The organism is Caballeronia jiangsuensis (genome assembly GCF_046030135.1).
In the GTDB taxonomy this organism is placed as follows: domain Bacteria; phylum Pseudomonadota; class Gammaproteobacteria; order Burkholderiales; family Burkholderiaceae; genus Caballeronia; species Caballeronia jiangsuensis.
The window spans coordinates 40556-61534 of sequence record NZ_JAQQDB010000047.1 but is presented as its reverse complement, the minus strand read 5'-3'; the positions used below and the strand labels follow the sequence as shown (position 1 = coordinate 61534).

16 protein-coding genes are annotated in these 20979 nt (G+C 63.8%); 2 read left to right on the top strand and 14 right to left on the bottom strand.

All coding sequences use genetic code 11. From position 1 onward, the window contains the following. Positions 1-75: 75 nt before the first annotated feature. The 3 genes from phaC to PQR08_RS32930 form a co-directional block, all read right to left on the bottom strand. Positions 76-2088 carry a class I poly(R)-hydroxyalkanoic acid synthase gene (gene phaC, locus PQR08_RS32940; protein ID WP_250483682.1) on the bottom strand — a complete coding sequence of 671 codons (2013 nt, stop codon included), beginning with the start codon at positions 2086-2088 and terminating at the stop codon, positions 76-78. Positions 2089-2417: 329 nt separating this feature from the next. Next, positions 2418-3254, bottom strand: a complete 837-nt coding sequence (gene pgeF, locus PQR08_RS32935; RefSeq protein WP_408163726.1) for a peptidoglycan editing factor PgeF — start codon at positions 3252-3254, stop codon at positions 2418-2420. Beyond that, positions 3251-4414, bottom strand: coding sequence for an RluA family pseudouridine synthase (locus tag PQR08_RS32930; RefSeq protein WP_187604625.1), 1164 nt, complete (start codon positions 4412-4414; stop codon positions 3251-3253). Before PQR08_RS32930 ends, pgeF begins: the two co-directional genes overlap by 4 nt. Before the next feature lie 86 nt (positions 4415-4500). On the opposite strand from PQR08_RS32930, the gene PQR08_RS32925 reads away from it, so the two are divergent. Further along, positions 4501-5334 (top strand): outer membrane protein assembly factor BamD, encoded by an 834-nt coding sequence (locus tag PQR08_RS32925; protein WP_187604624.1) that lies wholly within the window; start codon positions 4501-4503, stop codon positions 5332-5334. Positions 5335-5412: 78 nt separating this feature from the next. On the opposite strand, the gene yoaA is transcribed toward PQR08_RS32925, so the two are convergent. The 3 genes from yoaA to PQR08_RS32910 form a co-directional block, all read right to left on the bottom strand. Beyond that, entirely contained in the window at positions 5413-7641 is a 2229-nt protein-coding gene (yoaA, locus tag PQR08_RS32920) for a DNA repair helicase YoaA (protein WP_238214372.1), read from the bottom strand. Between the two features lie 82 nt (positions 7642-7723). Further along, positions 7724-7909, bottom strand: a complete 186-nt coding sequence (locus PQR08_RS32915; protein ID WP_035500990.1) for a DUF465 domain-containing protein — start codon at positions 7907-7909, stop codon at positions 7724-7726. 101 nt (positions 7910-8010) lie between these two features. Then, entirely contained in the window at positions 8011-8850 is an 840-nt protein-coding gene (locus tag PQR08_RS32910; RefSeq protein WP_250483743.1) for a flotillin family protein, read from the bottom strand. 222 nt (positions 8851-9072) lie between these two features. Between PQR08_RS32910 and PQR08_RS32905 the strand changes: the two genes are divergently transcribed. Beyond that, positions 9073-11406, top strand: coding sequence for a Tex family protein (locus PQR08_RS32905; protein ID WP_250483684.1), 2334 nt, complete (start codon positions 9073-9075; stop codon positions 11404-11406). A gap of 76 nt (positions 11407-11482) precedes the next feature. On the opposite strand, the gene PQR08_RS32900 is transcribed toward PQR08_RS32905, so the two are convergent. From PQR08_RS32900 to hflX, 8 genes are all read right to left on the bottom strand, one after another. Continuing rightward, complete coding sequence (locus PQR08_RS32900) at positions 11483-13375, bottom strand: potassium transporter Kup (RefSeq protein WP_187604621.1); 1893 nt, start codon at positions 13373-13375, stop codon at positions 11483-11485. Positions 13376-13640: 265 nt separating this feature from the next. Continuing rightward, positions 13641-14201 carry a phosphoribosyltransferase gene (locus tag PQR08_RS32895; protein ID WP_008349397.1) on the bottom strand — a complete coding sequence of 187 codons (561 nt, stop codon included), beginning with the start codon at positions 14199-14201 and terminating at the stop codon, positions 13641-13643. 101 nt (positions 14202-14302) lie between these two features. Continuing rightward, positions 14303-15649 (bottom strand): adenylosuccinate synthase, encoded by a 1347-nt coding sequence (locus PQR08_RS32890; protein WP_035500996.1) that lies wholly within the window; start codon positions 15647-15649, stop codon positions 14303-14305. A 155-nt stretch (positions 15650-15804) separates the two neighbouring features. Continuing rightward, the gene (locus tag PQR08_RS32885; RefSeq protein ID WP_238214368.1) at positions 15805-16956 is read right to left on the bottom strand and encodes an ATP phosphoribosyltransferase regulatory subunit; all 1152 of its coding nucleotides are present in this window, start codon (positions 16954-16956) and stop codon (positions 15805-15807) included. A 124-nt stretch (positions 16957-17080) separates the two neighbouring features. Then, entirely contained in the window at positions 17081-17272 is a 192-nt protein-coding gene (locus PQR08_RS32880) for a DUF2065 domain-containing protein (protein WP_035500998.1), read from the bottom strand. 55 nt (positions 17273-17327) lie between these two features. Beyond that, positions 17328-18230 carry a protease modulator HflC gene (hflC, locus tag PQR08_RS32875; protein ID WP_187604619.1) on the bottom strand — a complete coding sequence of 301 codons (903 nt, stop codon included), beginning with the start codon at positions 18228-18230 and terminating at the stop codon, positions 17328-17330. Between the two features lie 11 nt (positions 18231-18241). Beyond that, on the bottom strand, positions 18242-19636 hold the full coding sequence (gene hflK / locus PQR08_RS32870; RefSeq protein WP_250483686.1) for an FtsH protease activity modulator HflK: 1395 nt from the start codon (positions 19634-19636) through the stop codon (positions 18242-18244). Between the two features lie 60 nt (positions 19637-19696). Then, complete coding sequence (gene hflX, locus PQR08_RS32865; protein ID WP_238293083.1) at positions 19697-20965, bottom strand: GTPase HflX; 1269 nt, start codon at positions 20963-20965, stop codon at positions 19697-19699. Positions 20966-20979 lie beyond the last annotated feature (14 nt).

Below are 20979 nucleotides of genomic sequence, written 5' to 3'. Positions count from 1 at the left end.
CAGTTTCCTTTTGGCATCGAATGTTAATGCGATTCGGAACGGCACCGTGCGCTCTCGCACACGGTCATGCGCCGCTCACACATCGCGTTCCAGTACGTAACGGCCGGGTGCGGCCTCGATTACCGGGTGAGCCTTCGATCCCTGTGCCGCGCGCGCCTTGACCCGCTCGCCCGCGTTTTCGGCGAGCCACTTCGACCAGGCCGGCCACCAGCTTCCGGGATGCTCCGCCGCGGCATCGAACCACGCATCGGGATCTTCCGGCAGACGCTCGTCGTCGCTGTCGATCATCCAGAAGCTGCGCTTGTTCTTCGACGGCGGATTGATCACGCCCGCGATATGACCGGACGCGCCGAGCACGAACTTCTGCGGACCGCTGAGAACCGGCGCGGACGCATAAGCCGATTTCCACGGCACGATATGGTCTTCCCGCGAACCGTAGATGAAGGTCGGCAGCGTGAGGCGCGACAGGTCGATCGACTCGCCGCACACCGTCAGCGCGTGCGGCGTCTTCAGCTTGTTCTCGAGGTACGTGTTGCGCAGATACCAGACGCACATCGGGCCGGGCAGGTTCGTCGAGTCGCTGTTCCAGAAGAGCAGATCGAACGCTTGCGGCGTGCGGCCCTTGAGGTAGTTGTCGACGACATAATTCCAGACCAGGTCGTTCGGACGCAGATACGAGAACGTGTTGGCGAACTCGATGCCGCGCATGAGACCGGCAGGCGCGCCGCCCTTGCCGCCGATCGACTGCTCGCGCATCTGCACGTGCGCCTCGTCGACGAAGACATCGAGCACGCCCGTATCGGAGAAATCGAGCATCGAGGTGAGCAGCGTCATCGATGCGGCCGGCTCCTCGCCGCGCGCCTTTGCCACCGCGAGCGCGGTCGCGAGGATCGTGCCGCCGATGCAGAAGCCGAGCGTATTGATCTTGTCCTCGCCGCTGATCTCCTGCACGACGCGGATCGTTTCGAGGGCGCCCTCTTCGACGTAGTCGTCCCACGTCTTGTGCGCGATCGACTGATCCGCATTGCGCCACGACAGAATGAATACCTGATGCCCTTCTTCGAGCGCATAGCGCACGAGCGAGCCTTCGGGCGACAAATCGAGGATGTAGAACTTGTTGATGCACGGCGGCACGATCAGAAGCGGGCGCGCGTACACGTTCGGCGCGAGCGGCTTGTACTGGATCAGTTGCACGAGATCGTTCTCGTACACGACCGAACCCTCCGTCGACGCGATGTTCTTGCCGACGAGAAAGCGCGATTCGTCCGACTGCGAAATCTTGCCGCGCTGCATGTCGTTCAGCAGATTCATCATGCCCTGGCGCAGGCTTTCGCCCTTGCTTTCGATGAGCGTCTTCTGCGCATCGGGATTGAGCGCGAGGAAGTTGCTCGGCGCGGCGGCGGCGGCCCATTGCTGCACGGCGAAGCGGATGCGCTCGCGCGTCTTCGGATCGCTCTGCACCGCATCCGCGAGTTCCTGCAGATAGCGCGCGTTCAGCAAATACCACGCGGCGGTGAACGCGTAGGCGGGCGTGGTTTGCCAGGAGGTATCGGTGAAACGACGGTCTTTCAGCGCGCTCGGATCGATGCTTTGCGCGCCCGCCTGCTTGAGCAGATCGGCGGCGTCGCGCGAATAGCTGCTCTGCAATTCATGGAGGCGTTCGGGAGCGATCGCGGCGGTCGGAATCTTCGGCAGCGTGGGCAATCCCTGCATCGCCGCGCCGAAGCCCGGCATGCTGCTCGCGAGTTTCGCGAACTCCGCGAGACCGTTCATCTTGGTGAAATCGGGCATCTGCGGCATCGCGCCCGGTGTCGGGAATGCAGCCGGAAATGCTGTCGATGGAAATCCGTTCGAAAAGCCTTTGGCAAAATCGGCGAATGCAGCAAACGGCGCTGCCGCCGCATCACTTGCGGTATTCGTCTGTTGAGTGAATTTCGACCATTGCGAAGGATCAGCGACGGAACGCCAGGCGTTCAGCCATTGATCGAACGCCTGCTGTACGCCAGTCGTATCGGCGGATGATGCTTCGGCCGAGGTGCTGTCGGCGGTACGGGAGCGGGAAGATGAGGAAGTTGATTTGGAAGCCATACCCGCTATTGACCTGTGAGTCTCGCAAGACTTGGATTGCTGATGCAGGCATCGCCGGGCTTTCCTCGACCAGCGCGCAAGTATTGGTGCGCCTTATGCGCGCGGCAAGTGTGTGCCTTGCTACGCCGTGCCCGATTGGTTGAATTCCAGGAACATTCTTGCTCCAGGATGTCAGGCATGTCAATGCTTCGTCCCGATTTTGCCGCAGTGCGATATTTTTTTAATTATCGTTTTCCCCCATGCGAATTATTGCGTTTCGCATGAGGTTTAGTCATCGGCGGGAAATGCTTGTCGCGTATCTTCCGAGACGATTGCCGATAGCCAATCGTTTAATCGGTGAGCCAGATCATCGCGGCCATGCGGCCGGTCACGCGATCACGACGGTACGAATAAAAGCGCTCTTTTTCCGTGACGGTGCAATGCGTGCCGCCATGAACGCGCGCGACGCCCACGCCGAGATCGGCCAGGCGCAGACGCGCGAGCGCATAGATATCCGCGAGATATTTGTCCGGCGTGCCGTCGACGGGACTGAACGCGGCCTTCGTCGCGTCACGCCGATCCGGCCGCGCGGCCGCGACGAACGCATCGAGCACGTCCTCGCCCACTTCGAACGCGTTCGGCCCGATCGCCGGTCCGAGAAACGCATTGAGCTTCGATGCCGGCACGCCCGCGAGCGCCGCCACGCGCTCGCCCGTCTTCTCGACGATGCCGCCGGCAAGACCGCGCCAGCCCGCATGCGCTGCGCCGACAGCGCGGCCGTCGTCGTCGCAGAAAAGTACCGGGAGGCAATCGGCCGTCATCACGACGCACACGACGCCCGTGCGATCCGTCACGCTGGCGTCGGCGCGCGTGCGCTCGCCAAGCGAGAGGCGTTCGATGACCGCGTGCCCATCTTCGACCTGCGTGCCGTGAATCTGTTCGAGCCACGCGGCGTTGCGCAGACCCGTCGATGCGAGCGCGCGGCGGCGGTTTTCCTTCACCGCGTCGGGCGCATCGCCGGATGAGAAGCCGAGGTTGAGGCCGCCCGCGCCGGGCATGCCGCCATCGTAGGGCGCATCGCTCACGCCGCCCGCGCGCGTCGTGACGAATGCGCGCACGCGCGGCGACACCTTCCATTGCGGCAACACGCAGTCTTTCGATTGCAGTTCGGCGGCGTCGTTGGTCATGCTTCGTCGTCCTCGCTCTCTTCGTCGTCCCAGTCGTCTTCTTCGCCCTCGCCCATCTCGTAGACTTCGACGAAGCCCTCATCCTCGTCGAACTCGACTTCCTCGTCCTGTCCGAAGCCGAGCTCCGCTGCGAGCGCCGCGATGTCCTCGGGCACGTCCGCGCGCCAATGCACTTCCTTGCCCGTCGCGGGATGAATCAGGCCGAGCCGCCACGCGTGCAGCGCCTGACGCGCGAAATCGTTGGGCAGCGGCTTCACGGAGCGCTTGCCGCGCGCGTGTCCGTACACCGGATCGCCGAGCAGCGGATGCTGGATATGCGCGCAATGCACCCGAATCTGATGCGTGCGGCCCGTTTCGAGATCGCAATGAATCGCGCTGACGGGCTGACCGTGCCACGTGGTCCGGTCGATGGTGCGGAAGTGCGTACGCGCGGGCTTGCCCGATGCCGTCTTCACGACCGCCATGCGCGTGCGCTCGCGCGGATCGCGGCCGATCGGCGCGTCGATCGTGCCTTCGTCGGGCATGTTGCCCCACACGAACGCGACATAGCGGCGCTTGACCGTGCGCGCCTGCAACTGGCGCACCAGATCGGTCTGCGCCTCGAGCGTGCGGGCGACGACCATCAGGCCGGACGTTTCCTTGTCCAGCCGATGCACGATGCCCGCGCGCGGCAGGCCGGCGGCCGCATCGCCGTAACGATGCAGAAGGCCATTGAGCAGCGTGCCGCTCCAGTTGCCCGCGGCCGGATGCACCACCATGCCCGCGGGCTTGTTGATGACGACGAGCGTCTCGTCCTCGTACACGATATGCAGCGGCACCGGCTCGGGCGCGAAGGCGAGCTGTTCGGGCAGGAGATCGGGCACGAGCGTGATCGTCGCGCCGAGCGGCACGGGCTGGCGCACTTTCGCGCCCGCGCCATCGACGAGCACGCGCCCTTCCTCGATCCAGCCCTGTAGCCGGCTGCGCGAAAACTCGGGGAATACTTTGGCGAGCACCTTGTCGAGCCGCTCGCCCGCGAGTTCGTCGGGCACGTGCGCCTCGCGCGTCGCTTCGCGGCCTGCGCTACCGGTCGAATCGGGCGATGCCGAGTCGTGGCCGGGGTCGCATGGGCTATAATCTTTGAGTTGGTCTTTGGTACGACGAGTACTTGAGCGGGTCATTTGAACGAGATTCGGCGGCATGAAACGGAAGCCGCGCCGGAAATACAGCTAGAACAGCGAGAATCAGCCAGGAACAGCAAGCACTGATGCGAGCCTTCAACACCATTCATCTCTCGATGCGTCAATCCATCAAGTATCTGGCGCTGGCCGCGAGCGTCGCCATCGTAACGGCCTGTCACGGCCTGCCCGAGAAGACCGACGAAACGGCAACGTGGAACAACAACAAATTATATACGGAGGCTCAGGACGCGCTATCCGGCAGCGACTGGGGCAAGTGCGCGAAGTATTTCGAAGCGCTCGAAGGCCGCGACCCGTTCGGCCATTTCGCGCAGCAGGCGCAGATCAACGTCGCGTACTGCGACTGGAAGGATAGCGAAACCGCCAACGCCGACCAGGCCATCGATCGTTTCATCAAGCTGCACCCGGATCATCCCGAGATCGCTTATGCGTACTATCTCAAGGGCATGATCCACTTCAACGACGACCTCGGCCTCTTCGGCCGCTTCTCCGGTCAGGACATGAGCGAGCGCGACCCGAAGTCGCTGCGCGAGTCCTATGACGCATTCAAGGTCGTCGTCGACAAATATCCGCAAAGCAAGTACGCGCCCGACGCAGCGCAGCGCATGCGCTACATCGTGAACGCGCTCGCATCGCATGAAGTGCACGCTGCGGATTACTACTATCGCCGGGGCGCGTACGTGGCCGCGATCAACCGCGCGCAACTCGCGATTCGCGAGTACCGGAATGCACCGGCGACGGAAGACGCGCTGCACATCATGATGCTGTCGTACGAGAAGCTCGATCAGCCGCAACTCGCCGACGACACCAAGCGCGTGCTCGCCGCGACCTTCCCGGACAGCCCGTATGTGACAGGCAAACGCCGCGCGGGCGCCGACAAGCCCTGGTACCAGATCTGGTAAGACACGCAGGCAATAAAAGAAACGGCCGGTTGATAACCGGCCGTTTTTTTACGTCGATGAAAATCAGGATTCCGACAGTTACTCCGCCAGCTCCGTTTTCCACTTCGCCGCATCGCTGAAGAATTCGCGCACCACGTCCAGTTCGCGCGTGCGCTTGAACGGCGGCAGGCTTTGCCAGATGCGCCGGCCATACGGTTTTTCGACGAGGCGCGTGTCGCAGATCATCAGCACGCCGCGATCCGTCTCCGCGCGAATCAGCCGCCCCGCGCCCTGCTTCAACGTAATGACCGCCTGCGGCAACTGATGCACGGCGAACGGGCTCAGGCCTTTTTTCGTCAGCGCGTCAAGACGCGCGGCGAGCACGGGATCGTCGGGCGGCGCGAACGGCAGCTTGTCGATGACGACGAGCGACAGCGCATCGCCGCGCACATCGACGCCTTCCCAGAAGCTTTGACTGCCCACCAGAATCGCATTGCCGTAGGCGCGGAAACGGTCGAGCAGCTCGGTGCGGCTCGCGTCTCCCTGCACGAGCAGCGGATTGTCCCAGCCACGCCGTTCGATGATGTCGCGCATGCGCGTCGCGATGCGATCCACCGCGCGCAACGTCGTGCACAGCACGAACACGCCGCCGCCCGCCGCCTCGATCACGGGCAGCGCCGCCTCGAACACGGCATCGGTGAATTGCGGCGAGGAAGGTTGCGGCAGATTGCGCGGCACATACAGCAAACCTTGCGACGGATAATCGAACGGGCTCGGCAAGGTCATCGAACGGCGCGCGTTCAGGCCCATCTGCGCCGCGTAGTGCGTGAAGTCGCCGCGCACCGAAAGCGTCGCGGAAGTGAAAATCCATGCGCGCGGCACGCCCGCGCGCTGCTTCGCGAAGATCGGCGCGACCGACAGCGGCGTCTCGTGCAACTGCACCGTGTGCGAGAACACTTCGATCCAGCGCACCATCTCGTTCGGCTCTTCCTTCGCAGCCTGCTTCGCGGTGTCCTCGTCCGCGACGACCGCGCGTTCGAGCGATGTCGGCGGCGTCGTCCAGCCCGCGAGCAGATCCTGCAACTCGCGCGCGCGGCGCACCAGCGCCTGCAACGATTCGGCTCGCTCCGCATGCGAAGAAAGCGTCGTGGCGAGCGCGGACAGATGCGTCTCCAGCGTGTCGAGCGCCTCGAAGATCGGATGACCGTCCGGCAATTGCCCGAGCGACAGGCGCACCGAATCTTCCTTGAACGCGAGCCGCACATCGCGCGCCGCACGCTCCAGCGCCGCGCCGAGCTTGGTCCAGTCGGCGGCGTCGCGTGCGTGCGAGAGACCTTCGGCGACCGTATCGCGCGCGAGTTCGAGCAACTGCGTCGTCGAGAGCGTATCGCCGAAAAAGAGCGTCGCCGTCTCGGGCAACTGATGCGCCTCGTCGAAGATGATGGTGTTCGCCGTCGGCAGCAACTCGGCCATGCCGGTGTCGCGCAGCATTACATCGGCGAAGAACAGATGGTGATTCACCACGACGATGTCCGCCTGCTGCGCTTCCTTGCGCGCCTGCATCACGAAGCATTCCTTGTAATGCGGACATTCCTGACCGAGGCAGTTATCGCGCGTGGACGTGACCATCGGCCAGACGGGCGAATTCTCCGGCACGCTCGCAAGCTCGGCCTTGTCGCCGGTGCGCGTGATCTTCGCGAAACGGATGATCTCCTGCAAATGCGACGTATCCTGGCGCGACGGCAGGCGGCCGTTGTCGGCGGTGCGTTCCAGGTAGTAATGGCACAGATAGTTCGCGCGGCCCTTCAGCATCGCGACGGACACGGGCACGGCGAGCGCGTCGCGCACGGTCGGGATGTCGCGCTGGAAGAGCTGATCCTGCAGATGCTTCGTACCCGTCGACACGATGACCTTGCCGCCCCACAGCATGGCCGGAACGAGGTACGCATAGGTCTTGCCGGTGCCCGTGCCGGCCTCGACGATGAGCGTGTTCTCGCCGCCGTCGATGGCCGCTTTCGCCGTCGCGATGCCGATTTCATCGGCCGGTTGCTCGTCGGGCGCGTAAGGCTTGTCGGAAGGCCCGAGCTTGCGCGCGGGACGGCGCTGCGCCTCGAACATAGCGGGTTCGGGCATGGCGCGGCCGGATGCTTCCATCGCGGCCGCGACCGAGCGCGCCATTTCGATCTGCGATGCGCGCGAGCGATAACCGTCGATCGCGCGCGCAAGCAGTCCTTGCGCGGAAAAGATGGCGTCGAGCTCGACGCCGCGTTTGTCGGTCAGCGCGAGCGGCGCGCTGGCGCCGTCGCTGGATTGTGCGGGTGAATTCAAGGCGTGCTAAATCCTGCGGGTTTCGGCGCGGCCGCGCACGCGAGGCGCCGATGCCGGCGAGCCTGCGGCAGGCGCGCTGCGTTCAGTGCGCGTCAGAGTCCAGCTGCAATTGCAGCAGGAGAATGGTGTCCTTCACCTTGAGCTTGCGCTTTTTCAGGCGCCTCAGCTCCAGGTCGTCGGTGCCGGACATCTTTTCGATCAACGTGTCCAGGCTGTGATGCTCTTCCTGCAATTGCGCGATTCGGTCGCGCAGCACAGCGGCATCCATGGCGGGTTGTCGGGGTGCGCGCGTGGATTCATTCAAGCGCTGCTGCATGCTCGCCTCCTTTCATCCTCTTTGCGCGGGCCCAAAGAACGAGCCCGACCGCCCTACTTACCTTGCTGCTGTTGTTGTTGCTGCAGTTTCAGTTGCTCCTGGCGCTCCTGCTCCTGCTGTTGCGCCTTTTCCTGCGCCTTTCTGGCGGCTTCCTTCTGACGCGCATCGACTTCCGCGCGATGCTGCGCGGCTTCCTGCTGTTTCTGCTCGTAGCGCTGCGCCTTTTGCTCGCGTTCCTGCGCGTCCTGCACGCCGCGAGCGCGCGCGTCATCCAGTTTCTTCTGGTAGTCCGCCTGCTTGCGATCGTACGCTGCCTGGTTGGCCGCGCGCTGCGGCGCTTCGGCGTCGCGCTGGGCGGCGGCCAGCGCGTTCTGACGCTGCTTGTCTTCGTAGGACTGCTGGCTGGCCTTCTCGTTCGCGGCGCGCTGCGGCGCTTCCGCTTCGTATTGCGCCCGCTTGATGGCCGTCTGCTCGTCGCGTTGCTTCGCCCGCTCGGCGCGCTGCTCGTCGTCGAGTGCGAGTTGTTGCTGGCGGATCTGCTGACGCACTTCGCGCATTTCGTTGCGCGCGTTATCCAGACAATGATTCACGAAGAATTTGCTGTAGCAGTCGTGCTGCTTCACGCCGTAACTGTAGTTGTTTTCTTCGGTGCGCCGGTCGAGCACCTTCTGACGCTGGACGAACTCGGCTTTCAGCGCGTCATCGGGATTTTGCGCAGCCGGTGCGTCCGACGGCGCCGTATCCAGCGGACGTGCGGTCACGGACGTGCCGGGGTCGATCGGCCTGGCGGTTTGAGCAAGCGCTTGCTGCGACGCGAATGCGCCTGCCGCGCACAGCAGCGAGAGAGCCGCGGCGACCGGCACGTTTGAAAGGCGAAAGTTGGGCAAATGGATGAACGGCAACGTGATAAAGAATCAGGTGCGAAACGGCTTGTGCGATGTCCAAATTCTATCACCGCGCGCCGGAGCGCTCCGCCATTTATGGCAAAATGCCCCGCTCCAGCAACCCGGTCCGAACCTGGCTCGTTGCACGGTCATCCGCCCGCGGCGTCTCGCTCTCGTGAGGCTGCGCACGCGGTGCGAATCTTGCCGGCGAGCCGCAGACAGCGCAGAAACATGACGGAAACCGTAGCACTCAAGATCGTACAGCGCATTGCCTCCGAACTCACCGTGCAGCCGCGCCAGGTCGCCGCCGCCGTGGGGCTTCTCGACGAAGGCTCGACTGTCCCGTTCATCGCCCGGTATCGCAAGGAAGTCACCGGCAATCTCGACGACACGCAGTTGCGCACGCTCGAGGAGCGCCTGCTGTACCTGCGCGAGCTCGAAGACCGCCGCGCGACGATCCTGCAAAGCATCGACGAGCAAGGCAAGCTCACGGCCGAACTGCGCGGGGCCATCGAAGGCGCGGACAGCAAGCAGGTGCTCGAAGACCTCTATCTGCCGTACAAGCCCAAGCGCCGCACGCGAGCGCAGATCGCCCGCGAGGCCGGCCTCGAACCGCTCGCGCAGGCGCTGCTCGCCGATCCCACGCTCGATCCGCAAGCCGAAGCCGCAAAGTTCGTCGATGCGGAAAAAGGCGTCGCCGACACCAAAGCCGCGCTCGACGGCGCGCGCGACATTCTCTCCGAGCAGTTCGGCGAGACCGCCGAAATCCTCGGCAAGCTGCGCGAGCATCTGTTCAACCAGGGGCTCGTCACGTCGAGCGTGGTGGACGGCAAACAAGGCGAGGAAGGCGAGAAATTCCGCGACTACTATGACTACAGCGAGACGATCCGCACCGTGCCGTCGCACCGCGCGCTCGCGCTGTTCCGTGGCCGCAATGCGGGCGTTCTGACCGTCAAGCTCGGCCTCGGCGAGGAACTCGACGCGCAGATTCCGCACCCGTGCGAAGCGATGATCGCGCAGCATTTCGGCATCGCCAATCGCGGCCGCGCCGGCGACAAGTGGCTCTCCGACGTATGCCGCTGGTGCTGGCGCGTGAAGGTGCAGCCGCATATCGAAACCGAATTGCTCACGCAATTGCGCGAAGAAGCCGAGCATGAAGCCATTCGCGTGTTCGCACGCAATCTGAAGGACTTGCTGCTCGCGGCGCCTGCCGGCCCGAAGGCCGTGATCGGTCTCGATCCGGGCTTGCGCACCGGCGTGAAAGTGGCGGTCGTGGATCGCACCGGCAAGCTCCTCGCGACCGACACCATCTATCCGCACGAGCCGCGCCGCGACTGGGACGGCTCCATCGCGAAGCTCGCGCGCATCGCGCACGCGACGCAGGCTGAACTCGTGTCGATCGGCAACGGCACCGCATCGCGCGAAACCGACAAGCTCGCGAGCGAGCTCATCACGAAGCATCCGGATCTGAAGCTGCAGAAGATCGTCGTGTCCGAGGCGGGCGCATCGGTGTATTCGGCATCCGAGCTCGCCGCGAAGGAGTTTCCGGAACTCGACGTGTCGCTGCGCGGCGCGGTGTCGATCGCGCGGCGGCTGCAAGACCCGCTCGCCGAACTCGTCAAGATCGAGCCGAAAGCGATCGGCGTGGGCCAGTATCAGCACGACGTGAATCAGCGCGAACTCGCGCGCTCGCTCGATGCGGTCGTCGAGGATTGCGTGAATGCCGTCGGCGTCGATGCGAACACGGCGTCGGTCGCGCTGCTCGCGCGCGTGTCGGGGCTGAATTCGACGCTCGCGCGCAATATCGTCGATTATCGTGATGCCAACGGGCCGTTCCCGTCGCGCGCGCATCTGAAGAAGGTGCCGCGTCTCGGCGACAAGACCTTCGAGCAGGCAGCGGGCTTTCTGCGCATCAACAACGGCGAGAATCCGCTCGACCGCTCGTCGGTGCATCCGGAGGCGTATCCGGTCGTCGAACGCATTCTCGCGAAGATCAAAAAGCATATCGGCGATGTGCTCGGCAAGCGCGACGCCTTGACGGGCATTTCGCCCACTGAATTTGTCGACGATCGTTTCGGGCTGCCGACCGTGCGCGACATTCTCGCCGAACTCGAAAAACCGGGCCGCGATCCGCGCCCCGAGTTCAAGACGGCGACGTTCAGGGAAGGCATCGAGAAAATTTCGGACCTCGTGCCGGGCATGATCCTCGAAGGCGTGGTGACGAACGTCGCGGCGTTCGGCGCGTTTGTCGATATCGGCGTGCATCAGGACGGTCTCGTGCACGTTTCGGCCATGTCCACGAAATTCATCAAGGATCCGCACGAAGTCGTGAAGGCCGGTCAGGTCGTCAAGGTGAAAGTGATCGAGACGGATGTGAAGCGCCAGCGTATTTCGCTCACAATGCGTCTGGACGATGACTCCGCGCAAGCTTCGGCGAGCGGCGGCGCGGGCGCAGCGCAATCGCGCGGTTCGCAGGATCGTCGTTCGGGCCAGCGTCCGCAGCAGCGTCGCGAACCGGAAGCGGCCGGTGCGATGGCCGCGGCATTCGCAAAACTGAAACGCTGACGGTTCTCGCTGCCAACAAAAAACCCCACGTCTTGCGACGTGGGGTTTTCTTTTTGCGCTTCTGAAAAACGAAGCGTCAGATCTCGATCTTCGTTCCCAGCTCGACCACGCGATTCGCGGGAATACTGAAGAAATCCGTCGGCTTCGCGGCGTTCTGATGCATCCACGCGAAGACGCGCTCGCGCCACACCGACATGCCCGGCAATTCCGTCGGCACGACCGTCTCGCGCGCCATGAAGAACGACGTGTCCATCAACTCGAAGGTCATCGCATGCGTGCGCGTGATCTGCTCGAGCACGGCCTTCACATCCGGCGTCTCGTTGAAGCCGTATGCCGCCTTCACGAGGAACAGACCGCCGCCGATGTCCTTCACTTCGAGACGATGCGCGTCGTCGACATAAGGAATGTCGCGCGTCTTGAAGTTCATGAAGATGGTGCGCTCGTGCAGCACCTTGTTGTGCTTCAGGTTGTGCAGAAGGCTCACGGGCACGAGCGAATCGCTGCCGGTGAGATAGATCGCCGTACCCGACACCCGATGCGGCGGATGCGCGAGCAAGCCCTGCAGGAACGGCATCAACGGGATACCGTCCGCCGCCGTGCGATCCTTCACGATCATGCGGCCCTTGTACCAGGTCATCAGCAAGAAGAAGAGCGCCCCGCCGATGCACAGCGGCAGCCAGCCGCCCTGCTCGATCTTCAGCAGGCTCGCGCCGAAGAAGCCGATGTCGATCATCAGGAACACGGCGATCATCCCGCCGACGAGCCAGCGGTTCCAGCCCCACAGATTCACCATCACGACGGACACGAGGATCGTGGTTGTGAGCATCGTCGCGGTGACGGCGAGACCGTACGCGGCGGCGAGATTTTCGGAACTCTTGAAGCCGATGACGATGCACAGGATGATGAAAAGCAGCATCCAGTTCACGAGCGGAATATAGATCTGGCCGATCGCAAGTTCCGACGTATGAAGGATCTTCATGCGCGGCACGTAGCCGAGCTGAATCGCCTGGCTCGTCAGCGAATACGCGCCGGAAATGACCGCCTGCGATGCGATCACGGTCGCGACCGTCGACAGAATCACGAGCGGCAGCAACGCCCAGTCGGGCGCGAGCAGAAAGAACGGATTCTCGATGGCTTGCGGCGAGTGCATCAGCAACGCGCCCTGACCAAAGTAGTTCAGCAACAGCGAAGGCATGACGAAGCCATACCAGCCGTAGCGAATCGGCTTGACGCCGAAGTGCCCCATGTCCGCGTATAGCGCTTCCGCCCCGGTCAGCACCAGCACGACCGAGCCGAGCACGATATACGCCTGCAGGACGTGCTGCGCCATGAAGGAAAAGGCGTAATAGGGATTGAGCGCGACGATGATGCGCGGCTCCATGACGATATGCGCGGCGCCGAGCACCGCGAGCGTCGCGAACCACACGACCATGATCGGGCCGAAGAGCTTGCCGACCACCGCCGTGCCGTGGCGCTGAATCCAGAACAGCGCGATGAGAATCACGATCGTGATCGGCAGCACGTACGGCGAGAGCTTGGGCGCGGCGATCTCGAGACCTTCGACCGCCGAAAGCACCGACATCGCCGGCGTGATGACCGCATCGCCGTAGAACATGCACGCGCCGAAGATGCCCAGCATCATCAGTACGCCCGAGATCTTGCCGGCCTCTCTCACGCTGCGCAGCGCGAGCGTCGTCATGGCGAACACGCCGCCTTCGCCGTTGTTGTCGGCGCGCATGACGAACAGCACGTATTTGACGGCGACCACCATGACGATCGCCCAGAAGAGCAAGGAGATGACGCCGAGAATCGACGCCTCCGACAAGCCGATGCCGTGCGACGGGCTAAAGGCTTCCTTCAGGGAGTAGAGAGGACTCGTGCCGATGTCGCCGAAAACGACGCCAATGGCGGCGAGCGCAAGCGAGTGCATTGGCTGTTTATGCTCGTGCGCGTGAGTCGTGTTAGTCATAAAAGCGATATATCCGTCCAGGGCGGAATAAAACGAACGCCATTCTATCTAACGTTGCACGCGAAGACGCCTTCTCGCGTGTTGCTCCAGCGCCACGAGAGACGCGTGTGTGAGTGTAGCATCGCGCTCCGTGTGCGTAGGCGGGCGCGTTCAGCTCGATTCTTCGGCGTTCGGTCCGTCATCGTGCAAAAACAAAAAACGCCGTTGCGCCCGGTTTCGTGCCAGGCGAACGGCGTCTGTCATGCGAAAGATCAGGCGTCGCCGATCATCCGCGTCCGTTTTGCGTGCCGCGCTTGATCCACGCGCCCAGGTTGTGCGGACGCACCGTGTCCCACTCCTCGAAAGGCTGATGAATCCACGGATTCGTTTCAAGATGCTGAACGTGATAGTCGGGTTTGACCTTCGAGCACGCCTTGTACCAGAGCACCGCCGAACGCACCGCCGTGATGGCCGGATAACGCTCCTTCAGATGCTCCTGCACGCGCGCGAGCGTGACGCCCGAATCGACCAGATCGTCGACGAGCAGCACGTTGCCGGACAGATCCCCGCGCGTCATCGTGATGTATTGCGCGATGTCGAGATCGCCCTGCTCCGTGCCCGCGGCTTCGCGGTACGAGCTCGTCGCGAGAATGGCGAGCGGCAGGTCGTAGATGCGCGACAGTTGATCGCCCACGCGCAGGCCGCCGCGCGCGAGACACAGGATCTTGTCGAACTTCCAGCCCGACTCGTGCACCTTCAGTGCAAGGAGTTCGATCAGCCGGTGATATTCATCCCAGCCGACCCAGAGGTTCTTGTCGTCGTTGCGCGGGTCCGTCATCGCGATCATGGTGAGGCTCTTTCAAATGCTTAGGTTATATACGAAATGTGGCCGCATCAGGCGGCCACATTCTTTACAGCGTCCGGCTCCGGTCAAGGCTCGTTAAGCGCTCACACCTTGAACGGATGGCGAAGCAGGATGGTTTCGTCACGGTCCGGACCGGTCGACACCATGTCGATCGGCACACCCGCCACTTCCTGCACACGCGACAGGTACTTGCGCGCGTTTTCCGGCAGCCCGTCCCATTGCGTGATGCCAATGGTGCTTTCCTTCCAGCCGCCGAAGGTTTCATACACCGGCTCGCAGCGCGCCACTTCCGATGCGCCGCGCGGCAGGATGTCGATCAGCTTGCCGTCGAGCGTGTAGCCCGTGCACAGCTTCACTTCGTCGAGACCGTCGAGCACGTCGAGCTTGGTCATGCACAGGCCCGAGATGCCGTTGATCTGAATCGAACGGCGCAGCGCGGCGGCGTCGAGCCAGCCGGTGCGGCGCGGACGGCCGGTGACCGAGCCGAATTCCTTGCCGACGGTCGCGAGGTTCAGGCCCACCTGATCCTGACGCTGCGCGTTGTCCGCGTCGTACAGCTCGCTCGGAAACGGGCCCGAACCGACGCGCGTGCAGTACGCCTTGGTGATGCCGAGAATATAGTTCAGACGCTGCGGCCCGATGCCCGCGCCCGAAGTCGCCGCGCCCGCGACGCAATTGCTCGAGGTGACGTACGGATACGTGCCGTGGTCGATGTCGAGCAGCGTGCCTTGCGCGCCTTCGAACAGCAGATTCCGGCCGGCGTGGTTTTCGTCGTAGAGACGGCGGGAAACGTCCGTGACCATGGGCGCGAGACGGTCGGCGTAACCGAGCATCGTCTCGAGCGTTTCCTGAAAGTCGACGGCCTTCGCGCCGAGATACTGAGTCAGCACGAAGTTATGGAATTCGAGCGTTTCGCGAAGGCGCTCCTCGAACACCGCGCGATCGAAGAGATCCTGCACGCGCAGACCGCGACGGGCCACCTTGTCTTCGTACGCCGGGCCGATGCCGCGACCGGTCGTGCCGATCTTGCCGGCGCCGCGCTTGGCTTCGCGCGCCTGGTCGATCGCGACGTGATACGGGAGAACGAGCGTGGCGGCTTCGGAAATGAACAGGCGCTTGCAGACGTCGACGCCCGCAGCTTCCAGTTCGTCGATTTCCTTGAACAGCGCTTCCGGCGACAACACGACGCCATTGCCGATGTAACAGGCCGTGCCCGCGCGCATGATGCCCGAGGGAATGAGGCGAAGAATGGTCTTCTTGCCGCCGATGATGAGCGTATGGCCGGCGTTGTGACCGCCCTGGAAGCGCACGACGCCCTGGGCGTGGTCCGTCAGCCAGTCGACGATCTTGCCTTTGCCCTCATCACCCCACTGGGTGCCCACCACGACGACGTTGCGCCCCGGGTTCACATTCACTGCACTGGCAGACATGTTGATTCGTTAGCTGGTTAAAAACGTATTTTACCTATGTTCGCGAAAGGTTCCGAGTTTTTCGGGACGCGTTTCGCGATTTCGTCACGCTCGCGTGATTGGAATCCGCTAAGCAAATTCCCTTGCCGATCAAGCGCCTGTATTCATCGTCCGCTTCAGGTGCGGGTTTCGACCGTCCATTTGCCGTCGCGCTCGACGAGCACACGGTCGAACGCGAATTCGTCCAGATCGTGGTCGTGGCCGGGCAGCGCCTGGATCACCACTTCGCCCGCGTCGCGCAGCGCGAGAATCGCAGCGCGCAGCGGTTCATCGTGCTTCCACGGCGCGACGATCGCGCTGCCGCGTGCGTCGACGGGCGAGATGCGCGCCACTTCGCGCAGGTCGAGCGAGAAGCCCGTAGCGGGCCGCGCACGGCCGTAGGCCAGGCCAACGTCGTCGTATCGGCCGCCGCGCGCGACGGCGTTCGGCACGCCATCGACATAGGCGGTGAACATCACGCCGCTGTGATAGGCATAGCCGCGCAGGTCCGCGAGGTCGATCATCAGCTCCGCGCCTTCGACCTGACCCGCGAGGAACGCGAGATCGTCGAGCGCGCGCGCGATCACCGGCAGATTCGGCAGACGGCCACGCGCAATCTGCAGCACCGAAGCATCGCCATAGAGCGACGGCAATGCCCGCAGCGCCTCGCGCGGCACTTGTCCGAGATGCGCGGTCAGCTCATTGAGGCGCGGCACGTCCTTGCTCGCGAGCGCTTCGTAAAGCGCTTCACCGAGCGATGCCGCCGCCGGCTCGAGCTCCAGCAGCGCGGCGAGCACGCCCGCGTGGCACAGATCGAGACGCACTTTCTTCAGACCTGCGAGATGCAGCGAATCGAGCATGAGCTGCTGGATCTCGAGATCCGCTTCGAGCCCGGCGTGCCCATAGATTTCCGCGCCGATCTGAATCTGCTCGCGCGTCGCGTGCAGCCCGCGCGGGCGCGTGTGCAGCACGACGCCCGCGTAGCACAGACGCGTCACGCCCTGCCGGTTCAGCAGATGCGCGTCGATGCGCGACACCTGCGGCGTGATGTCCGCGCGCAGGCCGAGCGTGCGCCCGGACAATTGATCGACGAGCTTGAAGGTGCGCAGATTCAGGTCGCTTCCGCCGCTCGTCAGAAGCGATTCGAGATACTCGAGCATCGGCGGCATCACGAGCTCGTAGCCGTACGAACGGAAACGGTCGAGCAGGCGGCGGCGCAGCTCTTCGATCTTGCGGGCTTCCGACGGCAAGACGTCGGCGATATTCTCGGGAAGTAACCAGGTGGACATCGATACGTTTCCTACGGGACGAGAGGGCTCGGCGCGGATCGCGCGGCGCTCACGGACTTGAACGGTCAGGGACGAAAGGATAAGGACAAGATAGGCGAAATGGCGGCGGCGTGCCGGACGAGGCTCACGTCGCGATCAGGAGCAGAATCAGGCCGAGCACCATGGCGACCAGTCCGCCGATCCGGATATGGTGCACCGGCCGCTCCGCGATGCGGCGAAAGGTATCGCGCCAGGCGGTCGGGAAAACGAAGGGAAACATGCCTTCGATAATCAGCATCAACGCAAGAGCGAGCAGTAACGTCTCGGCCATGTCCAAGGGTTTTTTTGATGCCGCGCGACCGGGACGATCCGGTGCGCGGCGCGGACGGGAATCAGCGCTTCGCCGTCGCCGGGGCCGACGTATCCGTCGCGCCGCCGGTCGGGCTCTTCATGAAGCGGAAGAAATCGCTGTTCGAGTCGACGACCATCACGTCGCCCGGCTTGAACGTCTTCTTATACGCTTCCAGGCTCTGATAGAACTGGTAGAACTGCGGATCGCGTCCGTACGCATCGGCCGCTATGGCCGCCGCCTTGCTGTCTCCTTCGCCCTTGATCGACTGCGCCTGGCTGTAGGCGTCCGCGACGATGGCCTGCTGCGTGCGCTCCGCGTCGGCCTTGATCTTGTCCGCGTCGGCCGTGCCCTTCGCGCGTTCGTTCGCCGCGGCCTGCTGGCGCGCCGCGATCATGCGCTTGTAGACGGAATCGGCCACCGCCGACGGGAAGTCGATGCGCGTCATCTGCAGGTCGACCAGTTGCACGCCGAACACCGCGGCCGCGCTTTCCACACTCTTCTGCGCGTCGGTTTCGATCGCCTGCTGAGCGCCGAGCGCGTCGGTGAGCGGGCGCTTCGCAAAGGCGCTCGCGAGCGCCGTGCGCGCAAGCGCGGTGATGCGCTCCTCGGCCGTCTGGGTGTTCTTCTCGTTGCTTTCGAAGAGCTTCAAAGGATCCGAGACGCGATACTTGATCACCGTGTTGACCAGCACTTCATTCTTGTCCGCCGTCGAGAAACGGTCGGCGCCGGATTCGTCGATGGTGAGCGTGCGCGTGTCGATGAGCGTAAGCGTCTGGAACGGCGGCGGCAGCTTGAAGTGCAGACCGGGGCCTTCGAGACGCGGATTGCCTTCGCCATGCGCGGCGACGACTGCGGCATGTCTTTCGTCGACGGTGAAGATCATCGACGAACCGATGAACAGCACGATGACGACGGCGACGACGAGCGCAAAGATTCGATTCATGTTCGCGCTCCTTATTGCAGGTCTTCCGACCGGCTGCGGGAACGGAACGCGTCGCGCGAGCGCAGCGGATCGCCGCCGGCATTCGCGCTCGCGCCACTGGCAGCGCTTGCCGCGCTGGCGGGTGCGGCAGCAGCCGGCGCCGACGCGCTCGCCGTGCCCTGCGCGCGCGCCTGAGGCGCTTCCGTCGCGGCGGCTGCGCCCGGCGCAACCGCTCCGCTCGCGCCTTCGGCCGCGTCCTTGGCCTGCTGTCGATTGGCTTCGACGAGCTTGTCGAGCGGCAGATAGACGACGTTATTGCCCGCCTTGCTGTCGACGAAAACCTTCGTGGTGCGCGAGTAGATCTGCTGCATCGTGTCCAGGTACATGCGTTGACGAATGACCGCGGGCGCCTTCGAGTATTCCGCGTAGACCTCCTTGAAGCGCTCCGCGTCTCCCTGCGCCTGCGTGACTTCGCGGTTGCTATAGGCGCGCGCCTCGTCGATCAGCTTGGCCGCGTCGGCCTTCGCGCGCGGCAGCAACTGATCCGCATAGGCTTGCGCGGTGTCGCGGGCGCGCTCGTTGTCCTGACGCACACGCGCCGCTTCCTCGAACGCCGACTGAACCTGTTGCGGCACCTGCACGCTCTGCACCGCGACGCCCGTCACCTGCAGACCGGTGCGATAGGTGTCGAGCGAACGCTGGATCGTTTCGATCAGACGCGCGCGCAGCGCCTCGCGATCCTTGTAGAGCATGTCGTCTGTCGTGAGGCCGCCCGCGATCTCGCGGATCGCCGATTGCGCGGCCTGCGTGACGCTGTCGTCCGCATTGACGCTGCGGAAGAGGAAGTCAGTGGGCGACTTGATCTGGTACTGCACGGCGAAGCGCACGTCGACGATATCCGCGTCGTTCGTCAGAAGCGACGCGTCGCGCACGTTGCCTTGCGACAGTGCGGTGCCGCGCCCGACTTCGACGGAACGAATCTGCGACGTATCGACGATTTCGCTCGACTGGAACGGATACGGCAGACGCCAGTGAATGCCCTGCGAGACCGTCTGACGATACTTGCCGAATTGAGAAACGACGCCGACATGCCCGTCCTGCACGACGAACACGCCGCTGCCGAGATAGATGGCGATCAACACGCCGATGACGATGCCGACACCGATCTTCGTCCCGCGGCCGTTCTCGCGGGGTGCGCCGTTGCCGGGCTTCTTGCCGAACACGCCGGCGATGCGGCGATTGAACTCGCGCCACATCTCGTCGAGATCGGGTGGACCTTCGTCCTTGCCGTTCGGGCGCTTGCCGTCTTGCGGGCGCTTCGAGTCGTTCTTCACGCCATTGCCGTCGCCCCGCCCCCAGCGCGGATCGTTGATCGAAAAGACGGCATGCACAGCTTGCCGGATAGTCCGCTCTTTGTAGTCGTTCACTCGGTGATTCACCATTAGACAGCCGGGGTCGATTCCGGGTCGATGCAATTCCGAAGCAACTTAATGTCCGTGCTCGGGGACCTTGTGATCGTCACGTTCGACAGCCTGCCGGTGGTCGTCCGGCTGCGCGTTCGTGTCGTGTGTGGCGTTTGACTCGGACTGCGTGGATTGCGTTGCGTCGGACGCCTCGTGCGAGCCCGGAAATTCGGCGAGCACGCTGGGGAGGCCCGCATCGATCTCACCGATTTCCGCCGTGGCGATTTCGGCGATGGCAGCGCGCAGCGCATCGAGCCCCTGACCCGTGCGTGCACTCAAGAAAACGCGCGAAATATTACCATACTCGTCCCTTTCAACCGCTTCGTCACGGGCCGCGAGCTCAGGCACCGCGTCGATCTTGTTGAAGACGAGAATCTGGCGAATGTTGTCCGCGCCGATGCCGCGCAACACCTCGTTCACCTGATCGATCTGATCGAGGCGCACCGCGCTCGATGCGTCGACCACATGCAGCAGCACGTCCGCGTGAATGGTTTCTTCGAGCGTGGCGCGGAATGCGGCGACGAGCTGGTGCGGCAATTCACGGATGAACCCGACCGTGTCCGACACGACGACATGCCCCGCTTCCTCGCCGAGGAAGACCCGGCGCGACGTGGTGTCGAGCGTGGCGAAGAGCTGATTGGCCGCGTACGCCTGCGCCTTCGTCAGCGCGTTGAACAAGGTGGACTTGCCCGCGTTCGTATAGCCGACGAGCGACACCGACATGGTCCGGTTGCGCACGCGCTGACGCCGCTGCGTGCCGTGCTGACGGCGCAGCTTCTCGAGCCGCGACTTGAGCGCCTTGATGCGCTCGCCGATCAGACGGCGGTCGGTTTCGAGCTGCGTTTCACCCGGGCCGCGCAAGCCGATACCGCCCTTCTGGCGTTCGAGGTGAGTCCACGCGCGAATGAGGCGCGTCGACAGATATTGCAGTTGCGCGAGCTCGACCTGCAGCTTGCCTTCGTGGCTGCGGGCGCGCTGCGCGAAGATATCGAGAATGAGGCTCGTGCGATCGACCACACGGCGATTCAGCGCGACCTCGAGATTGCGCTGCTGCGCGGGCGCGAGCGCATGATTGAAGATGACGAGTTCGACGTCGTTCGCTTCACACTGCAGGCGCAGTTCTTCGACCTTGCCGCTGCCGATGAACATCTTGGCATCGGGGCTCGAGCGGCGGCCGGTGAGCGTGACGGCGGGATGAGCGCCCGCACTTTGTGCGAGCAAGCTGAGTTCTTCCAGACTGGCTTCGAAATCGATCTTGCCGAAGTCTATGCCGACGAGCGCTGCGTTGATCAAATTGATGTATTTAC